Origin of the sequence: Gynuella sunshinyii YC6258, from assembly GCF_000940805.1 — a bacterium.
In the GTDB taxonomy this organism is placed as follows: domain Bacteria; phylum Pseudomonadota; class Gammaproteobacteria; order Pseudomonadales; family Natronospirillaceae; genus Gynuella; species Gynuella sunshinyii.
In genome coordinates this window covers 4,409,469-4,434,723 of the sequence record NZ_CP007142.1, presented here as the reverse complement: position 1 = coordinate 4,434,723, position 25,255 = coordinate 4,409,469, and the positions used below count along the sequence as shown (strand labels likewise).

The 25,255-nt window shown below is 48.0% G+C and carries 23 protein-coding genes and 1 tRNA gene; 17 read left to right on the top strand and 7 right to left on the bottom strand.

Annotation, left to right across the window (positions count from 1 at the left end; translation table 11 throughout):
- Nucleotides 1-11: 11 nt before the first annotated feature.
- From YC6258_RS18450 to YC6258_RS18440, 3 genes are all read right to left on the bottom strand, one after another.
- Nucleotides 12-1,745, bottom strand: coding sequence for an ABC transporter ATP-binding protein (locus tag YC6258_RS18450; RefSeq protein WP_211264560.1), 1,734 nt, complete (start codon nt 1,743-1,745; stop codon nt 12-14).
- Nucleotides 1,738-2,448 carry a tyrosine-protein phosphatase gene (locus YC6258_RS18445; RefSeq protein WP_052830403.1) on the bottom strand — a complete coding sequence of 237 codons (711 nt, stop codon included), beginning with the start codon at nt 2,446-2,448 and terminating at the stop codon, nt 1,738-1,740. Before YC6258_RS18445 ends, YC6258_RS18450 begins: the two co-directional genes overlap by 8 nt.
- A gap of 383 nt (nt 2,449-2,831) precedes the next feature.
- Nucleotides 2,832-3,281: a hypothetical protein gene (locus tag YC6258_RS18440; protein ID WP_044618229.1), complete on the bottom strand. Its 450-nt coding sequence runs from the start codon at nt 3,279-3,281 to the stop codon at nt 2,832-2,834.
- Between the two features lie 639 nt (nt 3,282-3,920).
- On the opposite strand from YC6258_RS18440, the gene YC6258_RS18435 reads away from it, so the two are divergent.
- Nucleotides 3,921-4,334, top strand: coding sequence for a GFA family protein (locus YC6258_RS18435; protein WP_044618228.1), 414 nt, complete (start codon nt 3,921-3,923; stop codon nt 4,332-4,334).
- Nucleotides 4,335-4,354: 20 nt separating this feature from the next.
- Here YC6258_RS18435 and YC6258_RS18430 read toward each other — a convergent pair whose 3' ends face one another.
- Nucleotides 4,355-5,245, bottom strand: a complete 891-nt coding sequence (locus YC6258_RS18430; protein ID WP_211264559.1) for a DUF72 domain-containing protein — start codon at nt 5,243-5,245, stop codon at nt 4,355-4,357.
- A 75-nt stretch (nt 5,246-5,320) separates the two neighbouring features.
- Entirely contained in the window at nt 5,321-6,505 is a 1,185-nt protein-coding gene (gene pobA, locus YC6258_RS18425; protein ID WP_044618227.1) for a 4-hydroxybenzoate 3-monooxygenase, read from the bottom strand.
- Nucleotides 6,506-6,677: 172 nt separating this feature from the next.
- On the opposite strand from pobA, the gene YC6258_RS18420 reads away from it, so the two are divergent.
- From YC6258_RS18420 to YC6258_RS30710, 3 genes are all read left to right on the top strand, one after another.
- Entirely contained in the window at nt 6,678-7,562 is an 885-nt protein-coding gene (locus tag YC6258_RS18420; protein ID WP_044618226.1) for a helix-turn-helix domain-containing protein, read from the top strand.
- Between the two features lie 152 nt (nt 7,563-7,714).
- Nucleotides 7,715-7,791: transfer RNA gene (locus YC6258_RS18415), tRNA-Pro, on the top strand.
- A gap of 1,245 nt (nt 7,792-9,036) precedes the next feature.
- Complete coding sequence (locus YC6258_RS30710; protein ID WP_052830402.1) at nt 9,037-10,812, top strand: family 43 glycosylhydrolase; 1,776 nt, start codon at nt 9,037-9,039, stop codon at nt 10,810-10,812.
- A gap of 160 nt (nt 10,813-10,972) precedes the next feature.
- Here the strand turns inward: YC6258_RS30710 and YC6258_RS18390 are convergent, their stop codons facing one another.
- Complete coding sequence (locus tag YC6258_RS18390; protein ID WP_044618223.1) at nt 10,973-11,491, bottom strand: hypothetical protein; 519 nt, start codon at nt 11,489-11,491, stop codon at nt 10,973-10,975.
- A gap of 87 nt (nt 11,492-11,578) precedes the next feature.
- Nucleotides 11,579-12,790: a LysR family transcriptional regulator gene (locus tag YC6258_RS18385; protein WP_044618222.1), complete on the bottom strand. Its 1,212-nt coding sequence runs from the start codon at nt 12,788-12,790 to the stop codon at nt 11,579-11,581.
- A gap of 266 nt (nt 12,791-13,056) precedes the next feature.
- Between YC6258_RS18385 and YC6258_RS18380 the strand changes: the two genes are divergently transcribed.
- The 13 genes from YC6258_RS18380 to YC6258_RS18320 all read left to right on the top strand — a co-directional run bounded on the left by YC6258_RS18380 (nt 13,057) and on the right by YC6258_RS18320 (nt 24,991).
- A complete protein-coding gene (locus YC6258_RS18380; protein ID WP_044618221.1) occupies nt 13,057-14,097 on the top strand; it encodes a TRAP transporter substrate-binding protein in 1,041 nt (346 codons plus the stop codon).
- Between the two features lie 90 nt (nt 14,098-14,187).
- Nucleotides 14,188-14,745 carry a TRAP transporter small permease gene (locus YC6258_RS18375; protein WP_044618220.1) on the top strand — a complete coding sequence of 186 codons (558 nt, stop codon included), beginning with the start codon at nt 14,188-14,190 and terminating at the stop codon, nt 14,743-14,745.
- Nucleotides 14,742-16,064 carry a TRAP transporter large permease gene (locus YC6258_RS18370; protein ID WP_044618219.1) on the top strand — a complete coding sequence of 441 codons (1,323 nt, stop codon included), beginning with the start codon at nt 14,742-14,744 and terminating at the stop codon, nt 16,062-16,064. The genes YC6258_RS18375 and YC6258_RS18370 overlap by 4 nt, the downstream gene beginning before the upstream one ends.
- A gap of 166 nt (nt 16,065-16,230) precedes the next feature.
- On the top strand, nt 16,231-16,902 hold the full coding sequence (locus tag YC6258_RS18365; RefSeq protein WP_044618218.1) for a 4-carboxy-4-hydroxy-2-oxoadipate aldolase/oxaloacetate decarboxylase: 672 nt from the start codon (nt 16,231-16,233) through the stop codon (nt 16,900-16,902).
- Nucleotides 16,895-17,950, top strand: coding sequence for a 4-oxalomesaconate tautomerase (locus YC6258_RS18360; RefSeq protein WP_044618217.1), 1,056 nt, complete (start codon nt 16,895-16,897; stop codon nt 17,948-17,950). The genes YC6258_RS18365 and YC6258_RS18360 overlap by 8 nt, the downstream gene beginning before the upstream one ends.
- Nucleotides 17,951-17,966: 16 nt before the next feature.
- The gene (locus YC6258_RS18355) at nt 17,967-18,842 is read left to right on the top strand and encodes an amidohydrolase family protein (RefSeq protein WP_044618216.1); all 876 of its coding nucleotides are present in this window, start codon (nt 17,967-17,969) and stop codon (nt 18,840-18,842) included.
- A 4-nt stretch (nt 18,843-18,846) separates the two neighbouring features.
- Entirely contained in the window at nt 18,847-19,740 is an 894-nt protein-coding gene (locus tag YC6258_RS18350) for an NAD(P)-dependent oxidoreductase (RefSeq protein ID WP_044618215.1), read from the top strand.
- 19 nt (nt 19,741-19,759) lie between these two features.
- Nucleotides 19,760-20,701 carry a Gfo/Idh/MocA family oxidoreductase gene (locus YC6258_RS18345; protein ID WP_044618214.1) on the top strand — a complete coding sequence of 314 codons (942 nt, stop codon included), beginning with the start codon at nt 19,760-19,762 and terminating at the stop codon, nt 20,699-20,701.
- A 20-nt stretch (nt 20,702-20,721) separates the two neighbouring features.
- Nucleotides 20,722-21,714 carry an aldo/keto reductase gene (locus tag YC6258_RS18340; RefSeq protein WP_044618213.1) on the top strand — a complete coding sequence of 331 codons (993 nt, stop codon included), beginning with the start codon at nt 20,722-20,724 and terminating at the stop codon, nt 21,712-21,714.
- Nucleotides 21,715-21,735: 21 nt separating this feature from the next.
- Nucleotides 21,736-22,134: a protocatechuate 3,4-dioxygenase gene (locus tag YC6258_RS18335; RefSeq protein ID WP_044618212.1), complete on the top strand. Its 399-nt coding sequence runs from the start codon at nt 21,736-21,738 to the stop codon at nt 22,132-22,134.
- Nucleotides 22,127-22,969, top strand: a complete 843-nt coding sequence (locus YC6258_RS18330; protein ID WP_044618211.1) for a class III extradiol dioxygenase family protein — start codon at nt 22,127-22,129, stop codon at nt 22,967-22,969. Before YC6258_RS18335 ends, YC6258_RS18330 begins: the two co-directional genes overlap by 8 nt.
- Nucleotides 22,970-23,191: 222 nt before the next feature.
- A complete protein-coding gene (locus tag YC6258_RS18325; RefSeq protein ID WP_044618210.1) occupies nt 23,192-24,229 on the top strand; it encodes a S66 family peptidase in 1,038 nt (345 codons plus the stop codon).
- A 66-nt stretch (nt 24,230-24,295) separates the two neighbouring features.
- Complete coding sequence (locus YC6258_RS18320) at nt 24,296-24,991, top strand: hypothetical protein (protein ID WP_044618209.1); 696 nt, start codon at nt 24,296-24,298, stop codon at nt 24,989-24,991.
- Nucleotides 24,992-25,255: the final 264 nt, after the last annotated feature.

Below are 25,255 nucleotides of genomic sequence, written 5' to 3'. Positions count from 1 at the left end.
AGCATGGAACTTTATTGCTCCAAAGTCCGGTTGAGTTCTTTGTAGGCACCATCAAGTGCGATCAACTGCTCATGACTGCCAGACTCAACCACCTGACCATCCTTGATGACATGAATGATATCGGCGGAGCGAACGGTGGAAAGACGATGGGCAATGACGATGGTGGTTTTACCTTCTGCCGCGGTTTCCAGTGCATGCTGGATTTTTTGTTCGGTACGGGTGTCCAGTGCAGAGGTCGCTTCATCAAGCAGCAGTATCGGTGCATTGCGCAATAATGCCCGGGCAATGATCACTCTCTGCTTCTGGCCGCCGGACAGGTTTGATCCCCGAGGACCAGCCAGGGTTTGCAGCCCTTCGGATTGCAGGTCGGAGAACTCCTTGACCAATGCTACTTTGGCGGCAGTTTCGATTTCGTCCTCTTCGGCACTGCGGCGGCTGAACGCGATATTGTCGTGTATCGTTTCATCAAATAGAGCTGATTCCTGACTGACGACCGAAATCTGATTGCGCAGATCAACGATGTCGATCTCCATCAGTGGCTGACCACCGATCAGGATTTCACCACTTTCCACATCTTCCAGTCGGCAAAGCAGATTGAATATCGTTGTTTTCCCTGCACCGGAAGGACCGACCAGAGCTGTGGTTTTGCCCGCCGGTGCGGTAAAACTGATACCTCTGAGTACTGGTTGATTATTGTAGCCAAAGGTCACGTTGTTAAAACTGATGTCTCCTTGTGGATTGGTCACGGTTTTGGGTGCCGGGTCGTTAACAATCGTCGGCTGCTCGTCAAACAGCGCGTAGATACGCTCCAGGCTTGCCATGGCAGCCTGCACATTTCCGCCAAGTCCGCTGAGGCGGCGGATCGGATCAAACAGCAGACCCAGGGCGGTAAAAAAGCTCATGAATTCGCCGATGGTCTTATCACCATTGACGATTTGCTGGCCGCCAAAAATAAGGACTCCGACAAATCCGGCGCCAGCGATAATATCAATCATGGAGGGAAGGGCCGCTTTTCCGTATTCGGAATGGGATTGGACCTTCAGGTATTTCCTGACTTCCTCTGCAAAACGGCCGTGTTCGTGTTGTTCTGCATTGTTGAGTTTGATGGCTTTGATGCCATGGAAAATTTCGTTCAGGCGGTTGGATATATCAGCTGAAGATTGTCGGGCCCTACGAGTGGTTTTACGAATCAGTATATGCAACCCACGAATTGGAAAAACCAGAAGTGGAGTACCGATAAAGGCAATGAGTGTCCATTTCCAGTCTACCCAAAGGGCTACAGACAGCAGCGAAATCAGGCTGAAGGTATCACGGCCGAATACGATGAGGGCATTACTGGCGAAGCTTTGCAGCGCCTGAGAATCTCCGCGCACACGTTCAATCAGGGCCCCGGGCGGATTACGGCTGTAAAAACTGCTATCCAGGCCCAGCAGGTGACGGACAATATTTTTCTGAATATCAGTAATCACCCTCAGACCAATTGTGACTGTTATGGAGCGTTGACCAAAGGCGCTGATACCGCGGACGGTGAAAATGAGAAAAATTCCGATGGCTACGAGGCCGATCATATTCGAGCTTTTTTCGACGAAGATATTGTCGAATAATGGTTTCACGGAATAGCTCAACAACCCCATGGTACTGCCTTCGATCACCATCAACGTGACTGCCACCAGCAATAACAGTATGTGGTTGGACACGTACTCTTTCCAGAGCCGTTTTACAAGTGACGCCTTGGGTTTACTCACGATTTAAAATCCGGTCTATCAGTGTGTTGGCCAGGCCGTTGGCATGGAACGTCTGTAATTCTTTTTCTTTGTCATAATGATTCTGCAGCCAGTCCAAAAATGGCGTGGGGGTCTGTGCATTGAAGCAACGATAGCTTTCCAAAAAGTGGTCCAGGCGTCCGGTCTTGGCGGCTTTGATGTGCAGGTATTTGAAACTCAGCTGCTTCTGCGCGACTTCGATCGGCTGTCCATCAATCAGCAGGCTGTATAAGGCAGAGCCCAGACCGGCACGGTCGGAGCCTGCTTTACAGTGCAACAATACCGGCTTTTCCAGGTTGGCGAAGACTTTCTGAGCCTCCAGAATACTTTCCACACTAGGCATTCGGCGTGAATACATACGAAAGTCTATTAACTGGATACCCAATTCTTTGCAGGTTTCCCGTTCCAGAGCATAGGAGCCAAACTCGCTGGCGCCACGCAGATTCACAATGGTCCGGATTCCCATACGATGCAGTTTTCGGATTTGCCTTGGTGAAGGCTGGTTAGAACGATATACGCCTTCGGCCACCTGATGGAAATTGTGAAACCAGATGCGAAAAAATGAATGATCGATAAAAACAGCATCCAGGTGGGCAAAAAAACGTTTCAGAGGGGAGTCAAGATTCTGGTTCCAGGTTTTTCTCCAGCTTCGGTAACGGTGAACAATGAAGTTCTTCTTGGCCATAAATATCCTAATAATAGTAGTGAGCCTGAGTTGTTATGATAAACAGTGAAATATCAATATGGCTCCGGGCAGGGTATTTCAAAGGCGGCGATTTTAACGGCTTGGAAAGTTTTTGGCTAATTTCGCCGGCTCGTGGGGACATTTTTATGTTTTATCGTTCAGCTTGCGGTTTAGCTGCTATGAGCCGGAACATAGTTTCTCTATATGGTTTATTCAAAACCAATTACTTTTGATGATGAAAATGTCAGTGATTTGTGAACAGGGTAATCGTATTTGACGACCTGACGGACTGGTCAATTGTATAGGGTGTGATTTCTACTGCAGTCATAACGCTGAATAATGTTCCAAGGACCGAGCTATAAGGCCCGGTCGGATTACGTCAGTTAAAACGCAAACATCGCGCCCAGCATGGGAGAGAATTGAGTGTAGTCGGAATCGGGCATAATGATCACTTTAACCGTACCGAAAAACACAAAATTCCGTGCCGGACTACGCTCGTAGCCAATAGCGGCATGTATACCCAGCTCGGAGTCGTCGTCGTAGTCAAAAAGATTACCACCCACTTGATAATACACGCTGGAGAATGCAGCACCGGAATAGGCTTTAAATGCGCCCTCCAGCATCATGTCTTTATCTGCATCCCGGGCAACTGAGACTACAACAGCAGAATTACGAGCCAGTCCATGCTGATAGAAAAGGTTGAAAGCTTCGCCGACAACCTGGTTTTCGTCCAGAATCCGAACCACATCCGTGCCGATTGCTTTATTGGCAGCGAACGCAGATGAGCCGGTGGTTAACACAAGCAAAGCCAAGAACCAGCGGGTAATGCGCATAAGAACTCCTTATGGTATGTAAAAAAACGGTAATTCATATAGAGCCGCTAAACTACCGAAATCTTGTTTTTATGCAAGGATTCCGCGCTGAATTTACTGCTGACTTGCAATCCTTTGGTAAACAGACAGTGTTTGGCTTTGCTTTTCTCTAAACGAGCGGAGCCAGATACCCGGTAATTTTCAGAATCTGATTTCATGAATATCGCATGAAAAGTCATCAAACGTGAGTGGGTTGTCCCGTTAAATACGTTAAATACAAGTGGGTGTCCCGTTAAATAGTATGAGTGTCTGGTGAAATGAAGCTCAGGTCATGTGGGTGTCCCATGAATTACTCGAGTGGGTGTCCCGTGAATTACTCTAAACGAGCGGAGCCAGATACCCGGTGATTTTCAGAATCTGGTTTCATGAATATCGCATGAAAAGTCATCAAACGTGAGTGGGTGTCCCGTTAAATACGTTAAATACAAGTGGGTGTCCCGTTAAATAGTATGGGTGTCTGGTGAAATGTTGGTGAAATGAAGCTCAGGTCATGTGGGTGTCCCATGAATTACTCGAGTGGGTGTCTCTTGAATAATATTCAGGTGGGTGTCCCGTAAATTAAGATTGATCATGAAATTGTGAAAACCGCAGGAGATGTTTATGGCTGTGTCGGCTGTTGAAGGTAGTTGTTTGTGTGGTCAGGTGCGTTTCAGTCTGCTGCCCCCGTTTGAGAAGATGTTGCATTGCCATTGTGCCCGATGTCGTAAGGGTACAGGTACCGGACACGCAACGAATCTGTTGATTGGGAAGGAGCAGATTTCCTGGCTGTCTGGCGAGGATCTGATCAGTCGTTTTGATCTTCCGGGTGCGAAAAGTTTTGGTAAGTGGTTCTGTCGCAGTTGCGGCTCACCGGTACCCCGTCTTAGCCGCAGTGGTTATGTGGTGGTTCCGGCCGGATCTCTGGATTCGGATCCAGGCATATCTCCGTCAGGCAGGATATTCTGGGACTCCAGGGCCAGCTGGAGTTGTGAAGAGGGTGACTTGCCAACGTATTCGGGTTATCCCGAGAGTTGACCGATGCAAGAGTGGTTGGCTCACAGATCCAGCCCGAGTTGGTCTGATTCCGGGGGTGTCGGCGTTTTGATCGAAGGCAGTTGTGTTTTATGTAACTGTCGCCAATGGTCACTTAATTGCCGATATAGTTCGCGGGCCAATATAGGGGCTTCGATATTATCGGGAGTATGAATAAACAAGTAGGGTTGGCACCCGTCCGCCATCCACTGACAGATCTTGCCGATCCAGCTGTAAAAAAAGTCGTTATTGGCGTCCAGTCCCGGATGACCGATGAAGCGGATAACGGGATGCTTTGCCGTTGCGATTGCGTGCACCGGAACCCTGGGCTTTTTCTTTTGAGCATCAATGATGGCCGGGGTATCCGGCGGCGCTGCGAATACTGGCCGACTATCCATGATTATGCGGTTGGCGCCATGATCCATGAGCAGTCGGTTCAGTTGTTGCTCATCGGTTCCCTTGGCAAAAAATGCGTCATGGCGGACTTCCACACCGATGTTCATGTCTCTCGGCAGTTTGCTTATAAAAGCTTGTAATAATGGTAGTTCTGTAGGACCAAAGAACTTCGGCAGTTGAATTTTCCAGATACCGGTTTTCTCCATCAATGGTGACATATTATGAAGAAACGTCCGCAGTTCCTGGCTGCAATGCCGTAGCTGTTGCTTGTGGGTGATTTCCTGCGGGAACTTAAAGGTGAATCTAAAATCGTTGGCAACGGCCTGACTCCAATCCTGAGCTATTGCCTGAGAAGGGGTAGCGTAAAACGTGGTATTGCCTTCAACGGTGCTGAATATTTCAGAGTATCGCGCCAGTCGCTCGGCCGTTTCGTGTTTGCCGCCGTATACCGTGTCCCGCCATTGTGAGTGTGACCACATGGCCATGCCCAGTCGCAGTGGATGAGTGTCCGTTTGCACGTATTTCTGCCTGACAAAAGCCGCTATTTTGGGCAGATTGACGGGCGGGGGTCAACCGCCCGGATGAGAATCGGATCAGTCTTCTTTCAGTTCATATGGCAGGCCGACGTATTGCTCTGCAATCAACGTCTGACCGGCAACAGACTCCAGCAAATGTGCCAGCTGAGCGTCCTGCATTTTGGCTTCGAACGGTGAGGCACTCAGATCATGCAGCAGATTGGTCATCCACCAGGAAAACTGTTCAGCTTTCCAGATACGGCGTAGTGCCACCTCGGAATAACGCTCCAGAGCCGCAGGGTTGTTTTGCTGAATGGCTTCTTTCAGCAGGCAATACAGTGCCTGAACATCACTGGCGGCCAGGTTCAGGCCTTTCGCGCCTGTGGGGGGAACGATATGAGCGGCGTCCCCGACCAGGAATAAACGCCCGTATTGCATAGGTTCGACAACAAAACTGCGTAGTGGGGCGATGCTTTTTTCAATGGATGGCCCGGTGACCATGGTGTTGGCAACATCTTCCGGTAGCCGTTTTTTTAATTCTTCCCAGAACCGTTCATCCGACCAGTCTTCCACTTTGTCATCAAGAGAGCATTGAATGTAGTAGCGGCTGCGGGTGAGGCTGCGTTGGCTGCACAGTGCAAAACCGCGAGGGTGGTGTGCATAGATCAGTTCTTCAGCAGCAGGTGGGGTGTCAGACAGTACTCCCAGCCAGCCGAACGGATAAACCCGCTCAAATTCAGTAATTTTGTCCTCAGGAATGGTCTTGCGCGACACACCGTGGAAACCGTCACAGCCGGCAACGTAATCGCAGTCCAGGCGATAGTCCTCACCATTATGAGTGAAGGTGACGTAGGGTTGATCAGAATCCACCTGATGGGGTTGAACATTCTGTGCTTCGTAAAAAGTCTGAGCCGAAGAGTCCAGTCGCGCATCCATCAGGTCACGCGTCAATTCTGTTTGTCCGTAGACCATCACGCTACTACCGCCTGACATCTTTTTCAGGTCGATACGGTGCAGTTGCCCATTCCAGGAAATATTCACGCCTTCATGTACCAGGCCTTCTTTGTCCATTCGGGCACCGGCACCTGCTTTACGCAGCAGATCAACCATTCCTTGTTCGAGTACTCCCGCGCGTATTCTACTGAGCACGTAATCCCGGGTTTTGGCTTCCAGGATGACGTTGTCGATACCCGCTTTAGTCAGTAGTTGTCCGAGCAGTAGCCCGGAAGGACCTGATCCGATAATTGCTACGGTGGTTTTCATAATTGTTCTCCGCGAATTGTGAGTCCGTATTACATCAACATCGACGTTGGTAATGATTATTTTTATAGTTTCAGATAGTGTCAGGTATATTGATAAAATTGACTGCAAAGTGCTATGGGCTATTCTGATAACTTCTTGTACATTTCAAAGATTCATTGTTTGAGGTAAGTAAATGAAGATGGGCCAGACCATTCCGACTTATCGGCTATATGGCGAAGAAATGGCGGCCTCTATGCCGGAGTTGGTACATTGCGAGCAAATAAACGAACGCAGTCGCTTGCATGATTGGCATATTTTGCCGCATAAACATACCCGGCTGTTCCAGCTGCTGTTGGTTCAACAGGGCAGGGCTGTGGTGAGCCTTGATGGGGAAAACCATGCTTTGTACCCGCATCAGGCGATTGGCATCGCGCCGGGGGTGGTACATGGGTTTGATTTCGATCCAGGCTCGGATGGACTGGTCATAACGATGGATGAAGACTTTCTTGAACCTATTTTCTCACGTTTTTCTGACTATCCGGTCTGTTTGTCGCAGGTTACCTGGTTCAGGAATGATACTGAACAGGCGTTGCCCAAGTTATTTGAGTGTCTGCGTCAGAGTTTTCGGGAAGCGACGCCCGGCAATATGTCCCTTGTTTCCATCCTGGCTGAAGCCTTGTTTGCTGCCTGGGTTTATGAGACTCAGTCTCAGTTGCAACGTGAGAACAACCCGCGAGACCGGGCTGAAACACACTTTTATAAATTTGAAAAGCTCGTTAATGGGCAGTTTGCTGCACAAAAGCATGTTTCCTGGTATGCACGGCAATTAGGTGTATCACCTGAACATTTGAATGTCATATGTCATCAGGTAGCAGGGACGGCCGCACTGAATGTTATTCATCAGCGTATTATTCTGGAGGCCAGACGTCTGCTGGTATATACCCGGCTAAACGTGTCTCAGGTGGCAGAAGCGCTCGGTTATCGGGATCCTGCCTATTTCAGCCGGTTTTTTAAGAAAAGAGTGGGGGTGCCACCAAAAGACTTCCATTTGCAATCTGCAAGAGCCTCAGAACCCTAGTGATTGCAAGACTAATGCCGGTTTTTTATGCGCAGGGAGAGGGCGGTGGCTGGTTTCGTTTTTGACGTTTTCTGTCCGGAAGAAAAAGCTGGAGAGTCTGTTGATATATCCCATTGACTCTGATCGAATACTGAATAGAATTGTGCGCTGTCCGGTGTGTAGCGCAGCCTGGTAGCGCACTTCCTTCGGGAGGAAGGGGTCGGAGGTTCAAATCCTCTCACACCGACCATTCATTTTTCGCTCCAACACACCTAAGCAGAAGCAGATCTTCCTTTCACTCTTCCCGCGTGACTAAAAACATGCTTGCTGCGAGCCAGGCTAAATGCTTGGCAATCATCAAGGTAACCATTCCAACACCTAAGCTTAGGGCTGCTAAAAAACGCTCTGCCATTCCCCGTGTCAGTGGTCAGTGAAATACGCTAGATCGCGACGAACACGGCTCCACACACCAGAACAATCAGTTAATATTCCATACACAGAACCTTTAACGCCTTACTCAGATGTTATTGAAAGTTTAAGGTTGTTTGATGGTTGGTACGTTGTTTAAAAATACTACGATTCCGGTTGCAATATTGCCTGGAGTTTTGGCAACACTCCCAAACCTGGAACCCTCCACTAACACGTCTTGCGAGCTTGAGTTGGCTGGCTGATAGTAATTCTCCTGGCGATTTCCTGATCCGACAGTGGCACACGCCTGAACAAGTAAACAGGCAATTCCGATATATGAGTTTCATGTTTTTTCCCTTAATACTGAGAATGTCTTTCGCGGTGAGCGTTGGTTATCCGGAGCTGAAGCTTAATGGGTTTAAGGAAACCGGACAGCCGCTAAGTTGTTTTGTGGGGTTGTCGGTGTTTCAGGGATATACTCCACTCAATAGTATTGCAGGTCAGGGAGCAAAAAATGCCTTATACAGTGTAGTACCGGTTAATTGCTGAGGGAGTAAGGCTGGCAGGCAGTCAACTCAAGAAACGATATGGATCGTTTCATGTGCTGATTTTTTTGACTGAAAAGGAAGTATGATAATAATTGGCTTCATACTAAATCCCTATAGCAGCTTTACTGCACTGAAGTACTATAATCAGGGACTATATCCCGAAACTGAAGTCGTGTTGTTGACCTTTTTGATTCGGGTAATATCTTTGCCCTGATAAATAAGTATAAAAGTCTGGGCAAATAGAAATTCCAGTCTCAAATTGAATTCGTTTGTGGCACTTTTGACGGTATAGAACAGCTGTTCAGTTAATTCACAGAAAGGTTGGTTAACTCTGTGTTGCGCGTTATTCCAGTGCTGCTGATTCATGTCGGTAAGGCAGCGCATTACCGTTCAGTCGTTTCTGTTTTTATATATGACAGTAGGTATGTGTTATCAGTGTGAATTGAGACAACGTATCACGGCGTCTTTGTAATGATAATTAAAAGTATGAGCCATATCCAAAGTGTCGTTTGCCAACCATGTAGCAGGAGCAAATTACTATGAAATTCTCTTTGATGGGTGGCGTATTAAACGCTGCCTATACACGAAAAGTTGTACCATTTCTGTTGGTTTCAGTTGTTCTCAGTGTGACTGCCTGTAATGAGGATGGTCATAGTTCCAGAGTTTCAGATTTGTCATATGGATCTGATTTGTCCACTTCTTCGGGGTCACCCTTATCCTTTGAGCCATCTTCTGACAACTCATTAGATGCGTTGATTTCTGCTCATACCTGTCCCAGTGACAGTGATCATGCATTTAATAATTATGTAGTTGCGGTGCCGGACATAGTGGAAGCAGAGAATTTTGATCCGGCTGGGTATCAGGACTCCAGCACAGGTAATGAAGGAGGCAGTTACAGAACCAACACCGATGTCGATATTAAAGGCGTGGATAGCGGCTATGCTTTAGGTTGGATAACCTCAGGCGAATGGTTGGAATACACCATCAATGTCGAAACTGAAGGTGATTACGATATTACGATCCGTTCCGGAAGCATTAATGCCGGACGTAAACTTTCCATTACTCAATGTGGTCAGACGCTGATAGATTCTTTTACCATACCCGTGGTGGGTGCATGGGGAGAGTTTAAGGTCTGGCCGGCTGGTACCATTCATTTGACCCCTGGGATTCAAAAAATTCGTGTAACCGCGACAGGGCCGGATTTCTTTGACCTCGATTGGATTTATATTGGTCCCTACAATAGCACCATGGACCCACCAGACCCCGAGGTGGAAGCTCCCACATCTTTTCCCAACCCACTGATTCGTTATGACGCATCAGATCCGGTTAATGGCCCTGGTAACTATATTTTCACCGCCGATGGAGCTGGTTTTCAATGGAACGATAAGCTCTACCTTTTTACCACTCATGATGAACAGGCCCAGGGGGTTTCCGGGTATCGGATGTTTGATTACCGGCTCTGGGAAACGACCGATATGATCCATTGGGAGAACAAAGGTGCGGTAGCGCGTTATAGCGATTGGGCATGGGCCAGAGGTAATGACGCAGCTGGCGATGCCAACGCGATGCAGACTGTTCATCGGAAAGATGCCCAGGGAAACGATAAATTCTACATTTATGTGCCTATCAATGGCGATCCGAGTGGTTGGGGGATTACCATCGGTGTTGGCGTTGCTGACCGGCCAGAAGGTCCCTACACCGATCCGCGTGGAATGCCCATGATTCTGCTGGCAGATACCGCAGGATTGTGGTACCAGGCTACCGGACAAACTGCCGATCATGGCTGGCGCAATCTTGACCCGACCGTGTTTGTGGATGATGACGGCAGAGCCTACATGTACTGGGGAAATAACTCATTGTATTGGGTGGAGCTTGAGCAGGACATGATCCACTTGAAGGGTGAATCCTATTCCCTGGATGCCTCCGGAAAAATGATTAATCGCAATACCTCCAATGTCAAAATTAACGTGGTAAGTAATCTGCCAGATTTCGAGGAAGCTGCTTATTTGCACAAATATGGCGACTGGTATTATTTGAGTTTTTCAAAAGGATTTCCCGAGAGTACAGCCTATGCCATGAGCCGTACTCCCAGAGGTCCATGGGAATATAAAGGACACATACTCGATTCATCTGCGATTCCCAGTGGCGTTGGCACAGTGCACCATTCCATATTTGAATTCAAAGGTGCGCATTACATGTCATATCACAATGCTGGACTGCCCACGGGCGGAGATTATCGCCGATCAGTTTGTATTGATCGAATCTACTACAACGAAGATGGCACGATCAAAAAACTGATTCCAACCACACTTTGATCTGAATACGATGGTTTGCGATTAGCCCGGCGGCGATAGCTGTGGGGTTAATCGTACACTGCAGGGATGCGTTATCGCACTAAGGTGTGAAAATCATGACGACTCGGGATTGCAGAAGAGTAGCCGCAAACTGTTTCAAAAGTCGGTAGAGTCATTTTCGTTACGGGTTCTGTTTCGACAGTTTCCTGGCGGCGGATGCCAGTAGTGCACGACTATAAAGACGATGAAAGCCGCTCAGCATATGAAATACTGGACCGAATGATGATTGGCCATTGTTTGAGCGTTTGGTGGGCGTCACTACAGAACCAAAGTATAACCTTGTCATCGTCGTGGGATTGGTTTCTGCAGGTGCTACCATGAGCCATGAGCGCGTACGCTGGGTGATATCGCACAGCAGAACCTGATCCTCTGTTCGTTGTTCAACGCGCCAGATTGAAAACCGGTCAGTTTGCCCGGTCGCCAGCTGAGCGGCAGTCTGGTCGTCGGCAGAGTGACTGGTCAAAATCGATAGCATGGCTCTCTCTATTCTGAAAATTGGCGTTGTGTAAAATGCCTGAAGGTAGTCTGCTAACGATAGGTCGCGTGGGATGTCTACATGATAACAATCGGTAAAAGCGCCACTGTCCGCATATTGTTTTGAGTAGGCCTGTGCCGGTAGTTCGCTTATGGTAATTTTCATTTTGTCTGTATCCTGCAAACCAATAAAGTTCTGCAAAGGGCTTTCGCAATGATGATAAGCTGGCGACCATAACTCAGACACCAGCAGTTATTCTTCAATATTACGGCTCAGATCCCGCAGATAATTCATCAGTTCCTTCTGGGCGCTGGTTGGATGCCAGTCTGTCCGATAGGTCAGGCCGATAGGGCGGGATGAGTGATCAGGTTTGTAGGCCAGAGTGGCCAGAATACCTTGTTTTTCTTCCAATGTGATCTGATGCTTCGATAGGAATGTGAGCCGGTCACTGGCCTGCAACAGCTGACGAATCAGAATCTGGGAACTGCACTCGATCAGCCCCATGGGAATATGAATGCCGGCCTGTTCAAACATGGCCTCAAAACGGCTTCTGGCAGGGGTTCCTTTACGCGGTACCACCCACGGGTATTGGGCCAGCTGTTCGAGGGTCAATTCTGATTGTCCGGCCAGCGGGTGACCTGCTCTGGCAACGATAGATAAAGATGTCTCAAATAAAGTTTCCTCGATAATTTCCTTGGAAGGAAAATTACCTCGCAATGCCCCGATCAAAAAATCAATATCTCCCTGGCGCAGGTGCTGCAGTAAATCCTCATAAGGCCCGTCGATAACATTAATGGACATCTGCGGACGGCTGACGGTCAACTGATTCAGGGCCATTGGTAAAATATAGGTTCTGGCCAGCGGCATGGATCCAATGGCGATATAGCTGGATTCTATACCCAGGGACTCATTGACTTCCTCAAAACCCTGACGCAATTCGCTGAAAGCGAGTTTGGCACTACGGGACAAAATAAGCGCAGCCTTGGTCAGCGATATACCGATATTGGTTTTTTCAAACAGGGTAATCGATAAATGATCTTCAAGTTCTCTTGCTGAACGATGCAGTGAAGGCTGGGAAATGTTGATCGAACGGGCCGCCATGGAAAAACTGTGATTGCCCTCCAGCGCAATTAGTGCCCGCAATTGCGAAGTGGAGATTATATTGAGTGGATTTGTGCCTGCTTTTCCGTTGCCGCTGCGAATAGCGTCTTTGACACCTTGCTGTAATAAATTTAAACAACGATCAACTCTGCGAAACAAAATCTCACCACGTTCCGTCAAAAACATTCCACTAGGACTGCGGTTAAACAGAGATGTTCCAAAATGTTGTTCCAGTTTATTGATTGCCTGGGTAATCGCAGACTGGGAAATAAAGATCTTTTCAGCACTCAAACTTATATTTTTATTGATGGCGACTTCACGAAACGCGCGTAAGTGTCTGAGATTTGGGACGTTTTTATGCATCCGTAGTAGCCTTTATAAATTCTTTTGGATCGGACTATAGCAAAAATTAATATAAAAAAAAGAAAAACTAAGTGGCTTATCAAGTGCACCGGCTTGATACTCATCTGAGTTATTCGCAACCTGTTTAAAGCTGGCATGTTATACCAGTTGGCAGCAGACAGGCTGTAACCATGCTTCAGGCCGGCAGTCATTGTCGAATGACCCTAGGGTGTGGTGCAATAGCGCGAAAGCGGGCAAAAAATAAAAATAAAACTGGAGGTCAAAATATGCTTCGCAAGGCCATTAAAATAATGGGCGTTGGAATCGTTACGATGGGATTTGCAACGTCAGTGTTTGCAGCTGATGTGGTCTTACGTCTGCACCAGATGTTGCCACCACAGGCTACCATTCCTGCCAAAGTTCTTGAGCCATGGGCCAAAAAAATCGAATCTGAATCAGGCGGCAGGATTTCGGTTCAGTTATATCCATCTATGCAACTGGGTGGCAAGCCAAGTGATCTGATTGATCAGGCCCGGGATGGGGTCGTAGATGTGATCTGGACATTGTTTGGTTATACCCCGGGTCGTTATCCAAAAACAGAAGTATTCGAGCTGCCATTTATCGGAACCACTGCAGAAGCCACTTCCATGGCTTTTCAGGAATACTATGATACTTATCTGACAGATGATAAGGCATTTCGTGGACTGAAAGTTTTGGCCGTTCATACTCACGGACCTGGTTTGTTGCATACTCGTAATTCTGCAATCGAAAAGCTTGACGACCTGAAAGGTTTGAAGTTGCGTGGTACTTCCAGAGTGGTTAATGCCATGCTGAGTTCTCTGGGTGCCAGTCCGCTGGGTATGCCGGTTCCGGCAGTTCCGGAGGCATTATCCAAAGGTGTTATTGATGGAACCGTAGTGCCCTGGGAGGTTACGCCATCGGTCAAAATAGCAGAACTTGCGCCTTATCATACTGAGTTTTCCGGTCGCTACGGGTTATACACCGCCGCATTCCTTTTTGCGATGAATCAGGACACCTATGACAGCCTGCCAGCCGATCTGAAAAAAGTGATCGATAACAATTCTGGTATGGCCTTGGCTCAGAAGTTTGGTCAGGCAATGGATGAGGGAGACAAACGTGGATATGACATCGCTGTGAAAGCGAACAATACCATTGTCAAACTCGATGACGCTGAAACTGCGCGGTGGAAAACGGTCAGTGAAAAGGTAACTGAAGACTGGGTTAAAGAAATGGACAAGCGCAAGATGGATGGTACCAAGCTGTACCAGGCGGCCAAAGCGCTGATTGAAAAATACGATTCCAAGTAACGTATCTTCAGGACATAGTCATGGTGATGATTATGTCCTGTCCGATTAAATATTTTACTTACTTTCACACTAAAATTTTGTAGGTCAAATATGACTACGGCTGTATATCACCCTTTGTTTTTACGAGTTCAGCGTTTGGTTGAAGGTATGGCTGGTATGCTGGCCATTCTTAGCGGCGTTCTGCTGATAATCGCAATCCTGTTAACCACTGTCAGCATCATCGGGCGAATGATGACCTCAATTGGCCTGTCTGCAGTACCGGGAGATTATGAACTGGTACAGATTTTCTGCGGCTTGGCTGTTTTTTCGTTTATGCCTTATTGTCAGTTGAAACGCGGTCATGTCAGCGTGGATTTGTTTATTGCGCCTTTTGGTGTCAAAGCCAAAGTCTGGACTCAGCTATTGGGTGACATGGTGGTGACCGGGCTGTTTTGTCTGTTGGCCTGGCGTCATTTTGAAGGAACGATTGATAAGTTCGATTATCAGGAAACAACCTTTATTTTACAGATTCCGGTCTGGTGGGCTTTCGCTGGTGCAATGGTTCTTTTCTGTCCGATTGTGGTGACAGGATTGTTTACGTTGTGGCGGGATATTGTCGACATTATCCGAGGTGGTCAAGCGGATGCTGAAGAAGAGGATTATTCATGAGCAGTATTGAGATCGGACTCTGGTCTTTTCCTATCTTGATGTTATTGGTGTTTATTCGTATTCCCATTGGAGCGGCCATGTTATTGGTGGGAATCGTCGGAACCTATCTGGTTACCGGTCGCTGGTCTCCGGTTTTATCGCAAATGAAAACTGTCAGCTGGACCGATTTTTCCAACTATTCATTTTCAATTATTCCGCTGTTTTTATTGATGGGCCAGTTTGCTTCCCGAGGTGGAATGTCGACCGCTTTGTTTAAAGCCGCGGAGGCCTTTCTGGGGCATCGAAAGGGCGGTGTAGCTATGGCAGCTGTTGGCGCTTGTGCGGGTTTCGGGGCCATTTGTGGATCATCTCTGGCAACCGCCGGCACGATGGCGCAGGTGGCTCTGCCCGAACTACGCCGTTATGGTTATTCTCCCAGTCTGGCAACGGCCACACTGGCCGCCGGTGGGACTCTGGGTATTTTGATTCCCCCCTCTGTGGTGCTGGTTATCTACGCTATTCTGGCGGAACAGAACATTGCCAAACTGTTTGTTGCAGCGTTTCTTCCAGGATTAATGGCCGCATTGTTTTATATGATTGTGATCGCCTTGTATGCCCGCCTTGTACCGGGTTCTGCCGGTGTTAAAGAGCGCACTCCATGGCGCGAGCGGTTCAAGATTGTGGTAGATGTCTGGCCTGTTTCATTGATTTTCTTTCTGGTAGTAGGGGGTATTTATTTAGGTTGGTTTACCCCGACAGAAGCGGCTGCAATCGGGGCTGCGGGAACCGGGTTAGTCGCCTGGCTGCGCGGTGGGCTGGACTGGCCGGCATTGCAGGATTGTCTGAAGAAAACCGCCATATCCAGTGCCATGATTTTTTTCATCATTCTTGGTGCCGGTATCTATAACTCGTTTCTGGCGTTTTCGCAGTTGCCACAGAATAGCGCGTCGTGGGTGGTGGAACAGGGTTTTTCGCCTTGGACGGTATTATCCATCATTCTCATTCTGTACGTGATTTTTGGCTGTTTTATGGATTCCATGTCGATGATTCTGCTAACAGTTCCGATTTTCTTCCCGATCGTCAGTGCCATGGATTATGGTTTGCAGTATGAGGAGTTTGCGCTGTGGTTTGGCATTTTGGTGTTGATGGTGGCGGAAATCGGTCTGATTACGCCCCCGGTGGGTCTCAATCTGTTTATCATCAATGCCATGTCCAGCGGAACACCTATTCGACAAACTTATATTGGAATTTTGCCTTTTATCACCGCAGATATGATTCGGGTATTACTGCTGGTGTTGTTTCCTGCTGTCAGTCTGGTACTTGTCAGAGCGCTTTATTAGGTCAGTTGTGCAACTCCGGAAACATAACACATGGCTCGGAGTTGCCTGAAAACTTAATTGGGTAATAACAAAAATTAATACCAAAAAAAGCAAATCTAAATAGTCATGGCAGTGTTCCGGGCGAATACTGTCAGTAATCCATTCAAGCGAGAAGGAGTAATGGTTTATGGCTGTTGTCGTACAGAATATTGAAAGGGCAGAACAGTCGGTCATTGATGGACTGGCAGAGTGCGGTGTTGCCACCGTCCACGAGGCCCAGGGTCGTAAGGGGCTGCTGGCATCCTATATGCGTCCGATTTATACAGGGGCCAGTGTGGCAGCTTCGGCAGTGACCATATCTGCTCCACCGTGTGATAACTGGATGGTGCATGTTGCCATCGAACAGGTTAAGCGGGGTGATATATTGGTTTTGGCGCCGACATCGCCGTCCGATGCCGGATATTTCGGTGATCTGTTAGCGACTTCCATGCAGGCCCGTGGTGGTGTTGGTCTGATCATTGATGCCGGTGTGCGGGATATTCGTGATTTAACCGCCATGAAGTTTCCGGTCTGGTCTAAAGCAGTGTTTGCCCAAGGGACCGTCAAAGAGACGTTGGGGTCGGTCAACATTCCCGTGGTTTGTGCAGGTGAACTGGTCAATCCGGGTGATGTCATCGTCGCGGATGATGATGGTGTCTGTGTTGTCCGCCGTGAGGAAGCTGCCGACGTGTTGGAAAAATCCCGTGCCCGTGTTGCACTGGAGGAGGAGAAACGCAAGCGTCTTGCAGCGGGAGAACTCGGTTTGGATATTTACAAGATGCGTGAACGGTTGAAAGAAAAAGGGCTGAAATATGTCTGATTCAGCACGCTGCATGTGGATGCGGGGAGGCACCTCAAAAGGCGGTTATTTTCTGGCAGATGATTTGCCGGCTGATCCCGCAGCCAGAGATCAGTTTCTGCTTCGGGTCATGGGGTCGCCTGACCCTCGGCAGATCGATGGCATGGGCGGGGCTGATCCATTGACCTCGAAAGTCGCCGTGGTAAAGAAATCCCAGCGGGATGGCGTGGATGTCGATTATCTGTTTTTGCAGGTATTTGTGGATCAGGCCATCGTGACGGATGCTCAAAACTGCGGAAACATTCTGGCCGGGGTTGGGGCGTTTGCAATTGAACGGGGACTCGTGACAGCGCAACCGGGTGAAACCCGGGTGACCGTATTCATGGAAAATACCAGTCAAATTGCTGTGCAAACTATCAAGACTGATAACGGTCATGTGATTTATAAGGGAGATACCCACCTGGATGGTGTGCCCGTTCCGGCCAGTCCGATTGCCATTGAATTCAAAGATACAGCCGGTTCAACCTGTGGTGCATTATTGCCGACTGGCAATGTGAAGGATGTTGTCGATGGCGTGGAAGTCACGTGTATTGACAATGGTATGCCGGTAGTGATTCTTCGTGCGGAAGATCTCGGGATTACGGGCCAGGAGAATCGTCAGGAACTGGATGGCAATGACGCACTGAAAGCCAGGCTGGAAAGCATCCGTCTGCAAATCGGCCCGAAGATGAACCTGGGGGATGTGGCGGAAAAAAGCGTTCCCAAAATGACCCTTGTCAGCACTGCCAGAGCAGGGGGGACCATCTCTACGAGAACCTTTATACCCCATCGCTGCCATGCATCTATAGGCGTACTGGGTGCTGTTTCTGTGGCAACTGCCTGTGCCATTCCCGGTTCCGTTTGTGAACCTATGGCAAACATGCCGGATGGCCAGGAGAAATCATTGCAGGTTGAACATCCCATCGGTCATAACGCCATTCTGTTAACACTCGACGATTCCGGTGACGTTATCAGTGCGGCAGTTGTTTCCACGACCCGTAAACTGTTTGACGGTACGGTCTTTATTTAATATTAAGGTCACGATTATGAGCTCAGATTATTTGCCGTTTCATTCCAACCCCAGCAAGCCGGAATTCAAAGTTCCTGCTGGTGCGGTGGATGCACATTGTCACGTATTTGGTCCCGCAGCAGAATTTCCGTTCGCTCCGGAGCGTAAATATACCCCGTGCGACGCGTCCAAACATCAGCTGTTTGCCCTGCGGGATTTTCTGGGTTTTGAACGCAACGTGATTGTTCAGGCCACTTGCCATGGTAAAAACAATGATGCTCTGGTCGATGCACTGAAAGCCTCAAATGGTAAAGCCCGGGGCGTGGCATCTGTCGGTGCAGACATCAGCATCGAAGAATTGCAAATCATGCACGACGCCGGTGTCAGAGGGGTTCGTTTTAATTTTGTCAAACGCCTGGTGGATAACACTCCCAGAGAAGTCTTCTTCAATATTGCCGAAAAGATCAAACCTTTGGGATGGCATATTGTTGTGTATTTCGAAGCACCCGATTTTGAAGATTTAAAACCGTTTTTGCTGGAATTGGGTACCACGATTGTGGTTGATCATATGGGACGGCCGGATATTGCTCTTGGGGTGGATCATCCGCAGTTTCAGAGTTTTGTGGATTTCATGGCTGAAAACGAGCAGATCTGGAGTAAGGTCAGCTGTCCTGAGCGTTTGAGTCTGAGCGGTCCTGATGGTTACGATGATGTGGTGCCGTTTTCAAAACTTCTGGTCGAGAAATTTCCTGATCGAGTGCTATGGGGAACTGACTGGCCACACCCGAATATGACTTCTCATATGCCGGACGATGGTATGCTGGTTAACTTTATTCCCAAAATTGCCACGACTGAAACTTTGCAACAAGCTTTGTTGGTCGACAATCCAATGCGTTTGTACTGGCAGGATTAAGAAAATGTCAGTGTTAACGGAAAAAAAACTGGTATTCCTCGGCGTGGGCGAGGCTGCAGGTGCGTTTTCCAGGAGTATGAATATTGCTGAACTGGCACAAATGTCCGGTTTCGATATCAAGTCCATCAGCGATGATGAACAAACGCGCACTGCCAAACAACAGGATTTTCAAGAGTACGGGATACAGCAATGCCAGTCGTTGGAGGAAGCGCTGACCGATGCCGACTGGATTATTTCCGTCGTCACGGCAGATCAGGCGCAGGCTGCTGCCAGAAGTGCTGTGCCCTATCTTCAGCCTGGAGTGTTTTTCTTCGACTGTAACTCCTGCTCGCCGAATACCAAGAAAAATTCGGCTGGAATGATCGCTGAGCAGGGGGCCTGCTATGTTGATGTTGCTGTCATGGCTCCGGTTTATCCGCTGCGGAATAAAACACCATTGTTGCTTAGTGGGCCTTATGCCACAGAAGGTACAGAAATTTTCTCTGCTTTAGGGTTGAACCCCAAAGTGGTTGAAGGAGAGATCGGCGCATCCTCATCCATAAAAATGATCCGCAGTATTATGGTCAAGGGGATGGAGGCGTTAACTGCTGAATGTGTACTGGCAGGCCGGTTGGCAGGTGTGGATGAACGGGTACTGGAGTCTCTGGACCTGTCTTATCCCGGATTCGACTGGAAAAACAAAGCCGCCTATAACCTGGAGCGTATGACTCAGCATGGTATTCGCCGGGCGGCGGAAATGCAGGAAGTGGATTTGTTTTTATCAGAACTCGGATTTACCGAGTCCATGTCTGCAAATACGGCAAAGTTACAACAGAAGATTGGTCAGTTACGACTACGAAATACTGAAACCGACTATCGTAAAATGGCTGATCTGATTCTGGCAAAGTTATTCAACTAAAGATAAAGGAGAGCGACGAATGAAAGTATGTATTGCGGGAGCAGCGGGCGCTTTTGGTATGAAACACCTGGATGCCTGTCGCCAGATTGATGGCGTGGAAGTGGTTTCTGTGGTGGGCAGTGATGCAGTAAAAATGGCAGCATTTGCCAAAGAGCAGGGTATTGTACATTCCACTGACAAACTGGAAGAGTCACTCGCCATCAGCGATGTGGATGCAGTGCTGTTGTGTACACCAACGCAGATGCACGCAAGTCAGGCGATCCAATGTCTTGAAGCCGGTAAGCATGTCATGGTGGAAATTCCCATGGCGGACAATATTGCGGATGCCCGAAAATTGGTAGAGACCCAGCAAAAAACCGGTCTGGTTGCAATGGCCGGACACACCCGCCGTTTCAACCCGAGTCATCAATGGATTCACAACAAGATTGTTGCCGGTGAATTAAAAGTGCAGCAAATGGACGTCCAGACTTATTTCTTTCGTCGCACCAATACCAATGCCAAAGGACAGCCACGTTCCTGGACCGATCATCTACTGTGGCACCATGCCTGTCACACCGTGGATCTGTTTCAGTATCAGACGGGTGAACGCGCCACTCAGGTTCAGGCTTTACAGGGACCGATACACCCGGATCTTGGCATTGCGATGGACATGAGTATCGGCATGAAAGTGCCATCTGGGGCATTATGCACGCTTTCATTGTCGTTCAATAATAATGGTCCATTGGGGACATTTTTCCGTTATATCTGTGACAATGGTACCTACATTGCCCGTTATGATGATTTGGTGGATGGTTATGAGAAGCCGGTTGATCTTAGCGGTGTGGCAGTTTCGAACAATGGAATCGAATTACAGGACCGCGAGTTTTTTGCCGCCATTCGGGAGGGCAGGGAACCTAACTCCAGCGTCGCTCAATGTTTGCCGGCCATGGAAACTCTCGATCAGCTCGAACGATTACTGTAAGACACGGGAAAGTTAAAGTGATGAAAAAACGTATGCTTGGGAGTGCCAGCGTTACTTCCGTTGGTTTGGGATGCATGAACCTGTCCCATGCCTATGGTGCGCCTATGGACGAAACTGCCGCTGTGCAGCTTCTGAATGCAGCATTGGATGCTGGATATACCCATCTGGATACCGCAGCATTATATGGTTTTGGTAATAACGAAACGTTACTGGGCAATGCCATTGGTCATCGGCGTCATGAATATTTTCTGGCCAGCAAATGTGGAATGTTTAAAGACGATTCCGGTAAACGCAAAATAGATGGTCGCCCAGAAGTGTTAAAAAAGACCTGCGAAGACTCTCTTCAGCGTTTACAGACTGAAGTCATCGATCTCTACTATCTTCACCGATGGGACAAATCCGTTCCTATTGAAGAAAGCGTCGGTGCCCTCGCAGATCTGGTAAAAGAAGGCAAAATAAAAGCGATTGGTCTGTCTGAAGTTTCGTCGGCTACTCTCAGGAAAGCCCATGCGGTTCATCCCATTACGGCATTACAGACTGAATATTCGCTGTGGACCCGGAATCCGGAAATCAGCGTCCTGAATACCTGTGAGCAACTGGGCGTGACATTTGTTGCATTCAGTCCGGTGGCGCGAGGATTTCTCGGCGGAATATTAACGGATGTCAGTACTCTAACCAGCCAAGATATTCGCCGGGCCATGCCAAGATTTGCGCCTGAAAACTATCGACTTAACCTTGAGTTACTGGAGCCGGTCAGACAAATCGCTAAACATCACGACGCGACGATGGCCCAGGTGGCGTTAGCCTGGGTGCTGCAGCAATCCGAAAATATTGTTGTGATTCCAGGCACTACCAATCGACAGCATATGCTCGATAACCTGGCTGCCAGTCAGTTGATCCTCAGCGATGATGACTTGCAGAAGTTGAGTGATACGTTCCGGTACGAAGCTGTTTCCGGCCCCCGTTATAACGAAGCAACCCAGGCAGAAATTGATACCGAAGAATTTCGCTGAAACCACTACGAGGTCATGATCATGGTGTGGAACAAACAAGAATACGATCATATTCCAGGTACCTACGTTTTTGACGGCCGTAAGTCCTCAATGGGCTATCGTCTGAACAAAATGTGTATGTCATTTAATAACAAAGAAAATCGCGAAGTGTTCGCTAACGATATGGAAGCATATTGTCGTAAATACGAATTGTCAGAAGAAACCACCAAAGCAGTGCTGACAGGCGATTGGCTGCAATTATTGCGATTGGGAGGCAACATTTATTATCTCGCGAAAGTGGCCATATTCCATGGTCAGAGCGTACAGGACGCCTGTGCCATTATGCAAAATATAACTACAGATCAGTTTAAACAGAAGTTGCTCGACAACTCCGCTGGTATTGCAGAAAAAAAGAACAAGGCTGGAGGTTTTTATGGCTAAGATCGTTGGTGGTATTACCACTTCTCATATTCCATCCATAGGCAATGCCATGGCTAATAATTTACAACAGGACGATTATTGGAAGCCATTGTTCGATGGTTATGGTCCAGTTAAAGAGTGGCTGGAAGAGGTAAAGCCTGATATTGCTATCATTATTTATAACGATCATGGCCTCAATTTCTTTCTCGATACAGTTCCGACATTTGCCCTGGGTTGCGCCCGAGAGTATTTCAACGATGACGAAGGCTGGGGGATTCCAACTCTGAAGTCGGTAGAGGGGGATGAAGAGTTTTCCTGGCATGTGGTACAAAAACTAATCGAAAGCGAATTCGATATGACCATCTGTCAGGAGATGAAAGTCGATCACGGCTTCATGGTGCCGATGAACCTGATGTGGGGAGACAAGGATACCTGGCCGGTCAAAGGCATCCCCTTGGCAGTAAACACCGTACAGCATCCGCTACCCAGTGCCCTGCGCTGCTATAAACTTGGTAAAGCTCTGAAAACAGCTATTGAATCTTATCCTGAAGATGCCAAGGTGGTTATCATCGGCACCGGAGGTTTATCGCACCAGTTACAAGGGGAACGGGCTGGTATCATCAATCCTGATTTCGATATCGAAACCATGGATAAAATTGTGAATGATCCCGAGTGGCTGACCCGGTTTTCCAATGCTGAAATTATGGAGCATGCAGGTACCGAGGGTATTGAAGTCATTATGTGGCTGGTCATGCGAGGTGCCTTGACGGATAAAGTCAAGTTGATCCATAAACATTACCATGCGCCTGTTTCCAATACCGGAGCCGGTATTCTGGTGGTGGAGAATGACGAATAGGTTGTTGTTTTTCTGGTAGATACCAGCAAGTGATACAGCAAACGCTTGCTGGTCAATTTTCAATCACGGGCAGCTTTCTGCCCGTTTCACCTCTGTCCGGTAGCGACTCTGCCCTTGAATATCTATCTGTTTGATCATTTTTTCGTCCAGGAGTAATCAACAGGTTTGTAATCGTCTGTGTTGTTGTATATAAATTTCCCGGTACCAGTATTGGGATATAACATGCAAAAACCAAAAGCACTGCAAAAGGGCAATACCATCGCAGTATTGTCGCCCTCTTGGGGTGGTCCTTCACTATTTCCACATATTTATCAGCAAGGCCTCAGCAATATCCGTGCACTCGGGTTTAACGTCGTGGAATTTCCAACCGCGACGACTGATGCAACAACACTGTATCTTGATCCAAAATTGCGGGCCCGGGATATTAATGATGCATTCGCCAATACATCTGTCGATGGCATCATCAGCACAATTGGAGGTGAAGATTCTGTTCGCATCCTGCCTTATATTGACACTGACATCGTTCGAAACAATCCAAAATTCTTTATGGGTTATTCTGATACCACCACCTTGACCAGCTATTTTAACCAGCTTGGCCTGGTCTCATTTAACGGACCTGCGGTCATGGCGGGTTTTTCACAGCTAAACGCTTTTTCCGAAGCTTACCGAAACTATTTGACAGGGGTTCTGTTCAATTCGCCTGAAGCGTGGGAGATGCCGGTATTTGAGGAATATCATACGGGATATCCCAGTTGGTCAGATGTTGCCAATACCGGCAAAGTCAAAGAAGCCGAAATCAATCATGGTCCTCGTTTTTTACAGGGCAGTGGCGTCTGCAGCGGGCGTTTGTTTGGTGGTTGCGTTGAAGTGCTGGAAATGATGAAAGGTACCCGATTCTGGCCAGACGAAGACTTTTGGAATGGTAAAGTCCTGTTTCTGGAAACGTCTGAAGATAAACCGCCCGTCGGGCAGATACGACACTGGCTGCGAAATTATGGCATGCTTGGGGTGTTCGAGCGAATAAACGGTGTTCTGGTGGGGCGTCCTAACAGTTATAGTGATGCCGAAAAGGATGCTCTGGACGAGACCTTAACAATGGTCATAAGCCGTGAGTTTGGCCGGTCAGACCTGCCAGTGGTCTCTCGTCTGGATTTTGGTCATACCGATCCGCAGCTGGTGATGCCATTGGGCATCGAATGTCAGATTGACTGTGACCGTCGACAATTGCGACTCATGGAATCTGCTTTTTCCGATGCATGACATATATTTGTCAGACAGTTCGGATTAATGTGGATTTTGCGAGTGGTGATTCAGTAAGGTAGGTTCATGCGTCAGACTCTTAATATTGATCAGTTGGTGCAGTCTGAAGGTGATGTGTTTGAAGATCAGTTTATCTGGATCGACTGGCGTGCTTCAGAGCAAGACGTTGTTGGTGCTTTTAGTGAACAGTTGGTCCATGGTCAGTCATTTGAATATTTGGTAACCAAGTATGATGCTTCCATTTGTTATCAGGGGCAAACGTTCCCTGTACCGCTGACGCACACCGGATCAGATCGCTATGTCGTGATCAGCTCTTTGGCAGAGATTCTGAAATCCAGTTACGAAGTATGGCAACATAAAGACTCTCTTGAGAATGACACTCATGGTTTTCTATTGCTGACCGTGGAGCAGTCGCAGTATCTACAGCGCGAGTATCCGGAATGGACGGATACGAACCTGTGTTTGTTGGAAAAAGGATTTGATTTTTTTAACGATCTCAACATTCCTTATTTTAATCATGCTGACGATACTCTGTTCAGACAACAGTATGAAGCTGCTGTGGCAGCCCGGCAGGCTACGTTTCAGAAGTCCTGGCGAACCTCTTCTCAAGTCAAGACCCAAACGTTCAGTTTTAAAAAATATTCGTTGCTGTTATTAAAAGGATTGTTGTTGGTTGCCGCTGTGTACGGCCTGTATCTCAAATATCATGATTCCCAATGTCGTGTTAGAGTTGATGGTCACTGCATTGCCTATCAGGAGTGATTTTTTTCCGACCGGATAAGATTCCTGATTCGCAGATGGTAAACGAGCTAAGTGAAAATTATGGCGTTCCATATCTTCACGAATGTGTATTAACTTGGTAAGCATTTATGTCGGGTTAACAGTGTGATGCAGGGGGTATTGAAGTATTGGACCACACCGTTCGCCATAGCCTATATTCGAACCACGGGAAATCAAGCGGACCGACGATTCGGTGTTTCGGGCAACACCGCAGATTTCTCAGGGCGACAATCAAACAGATCAGGA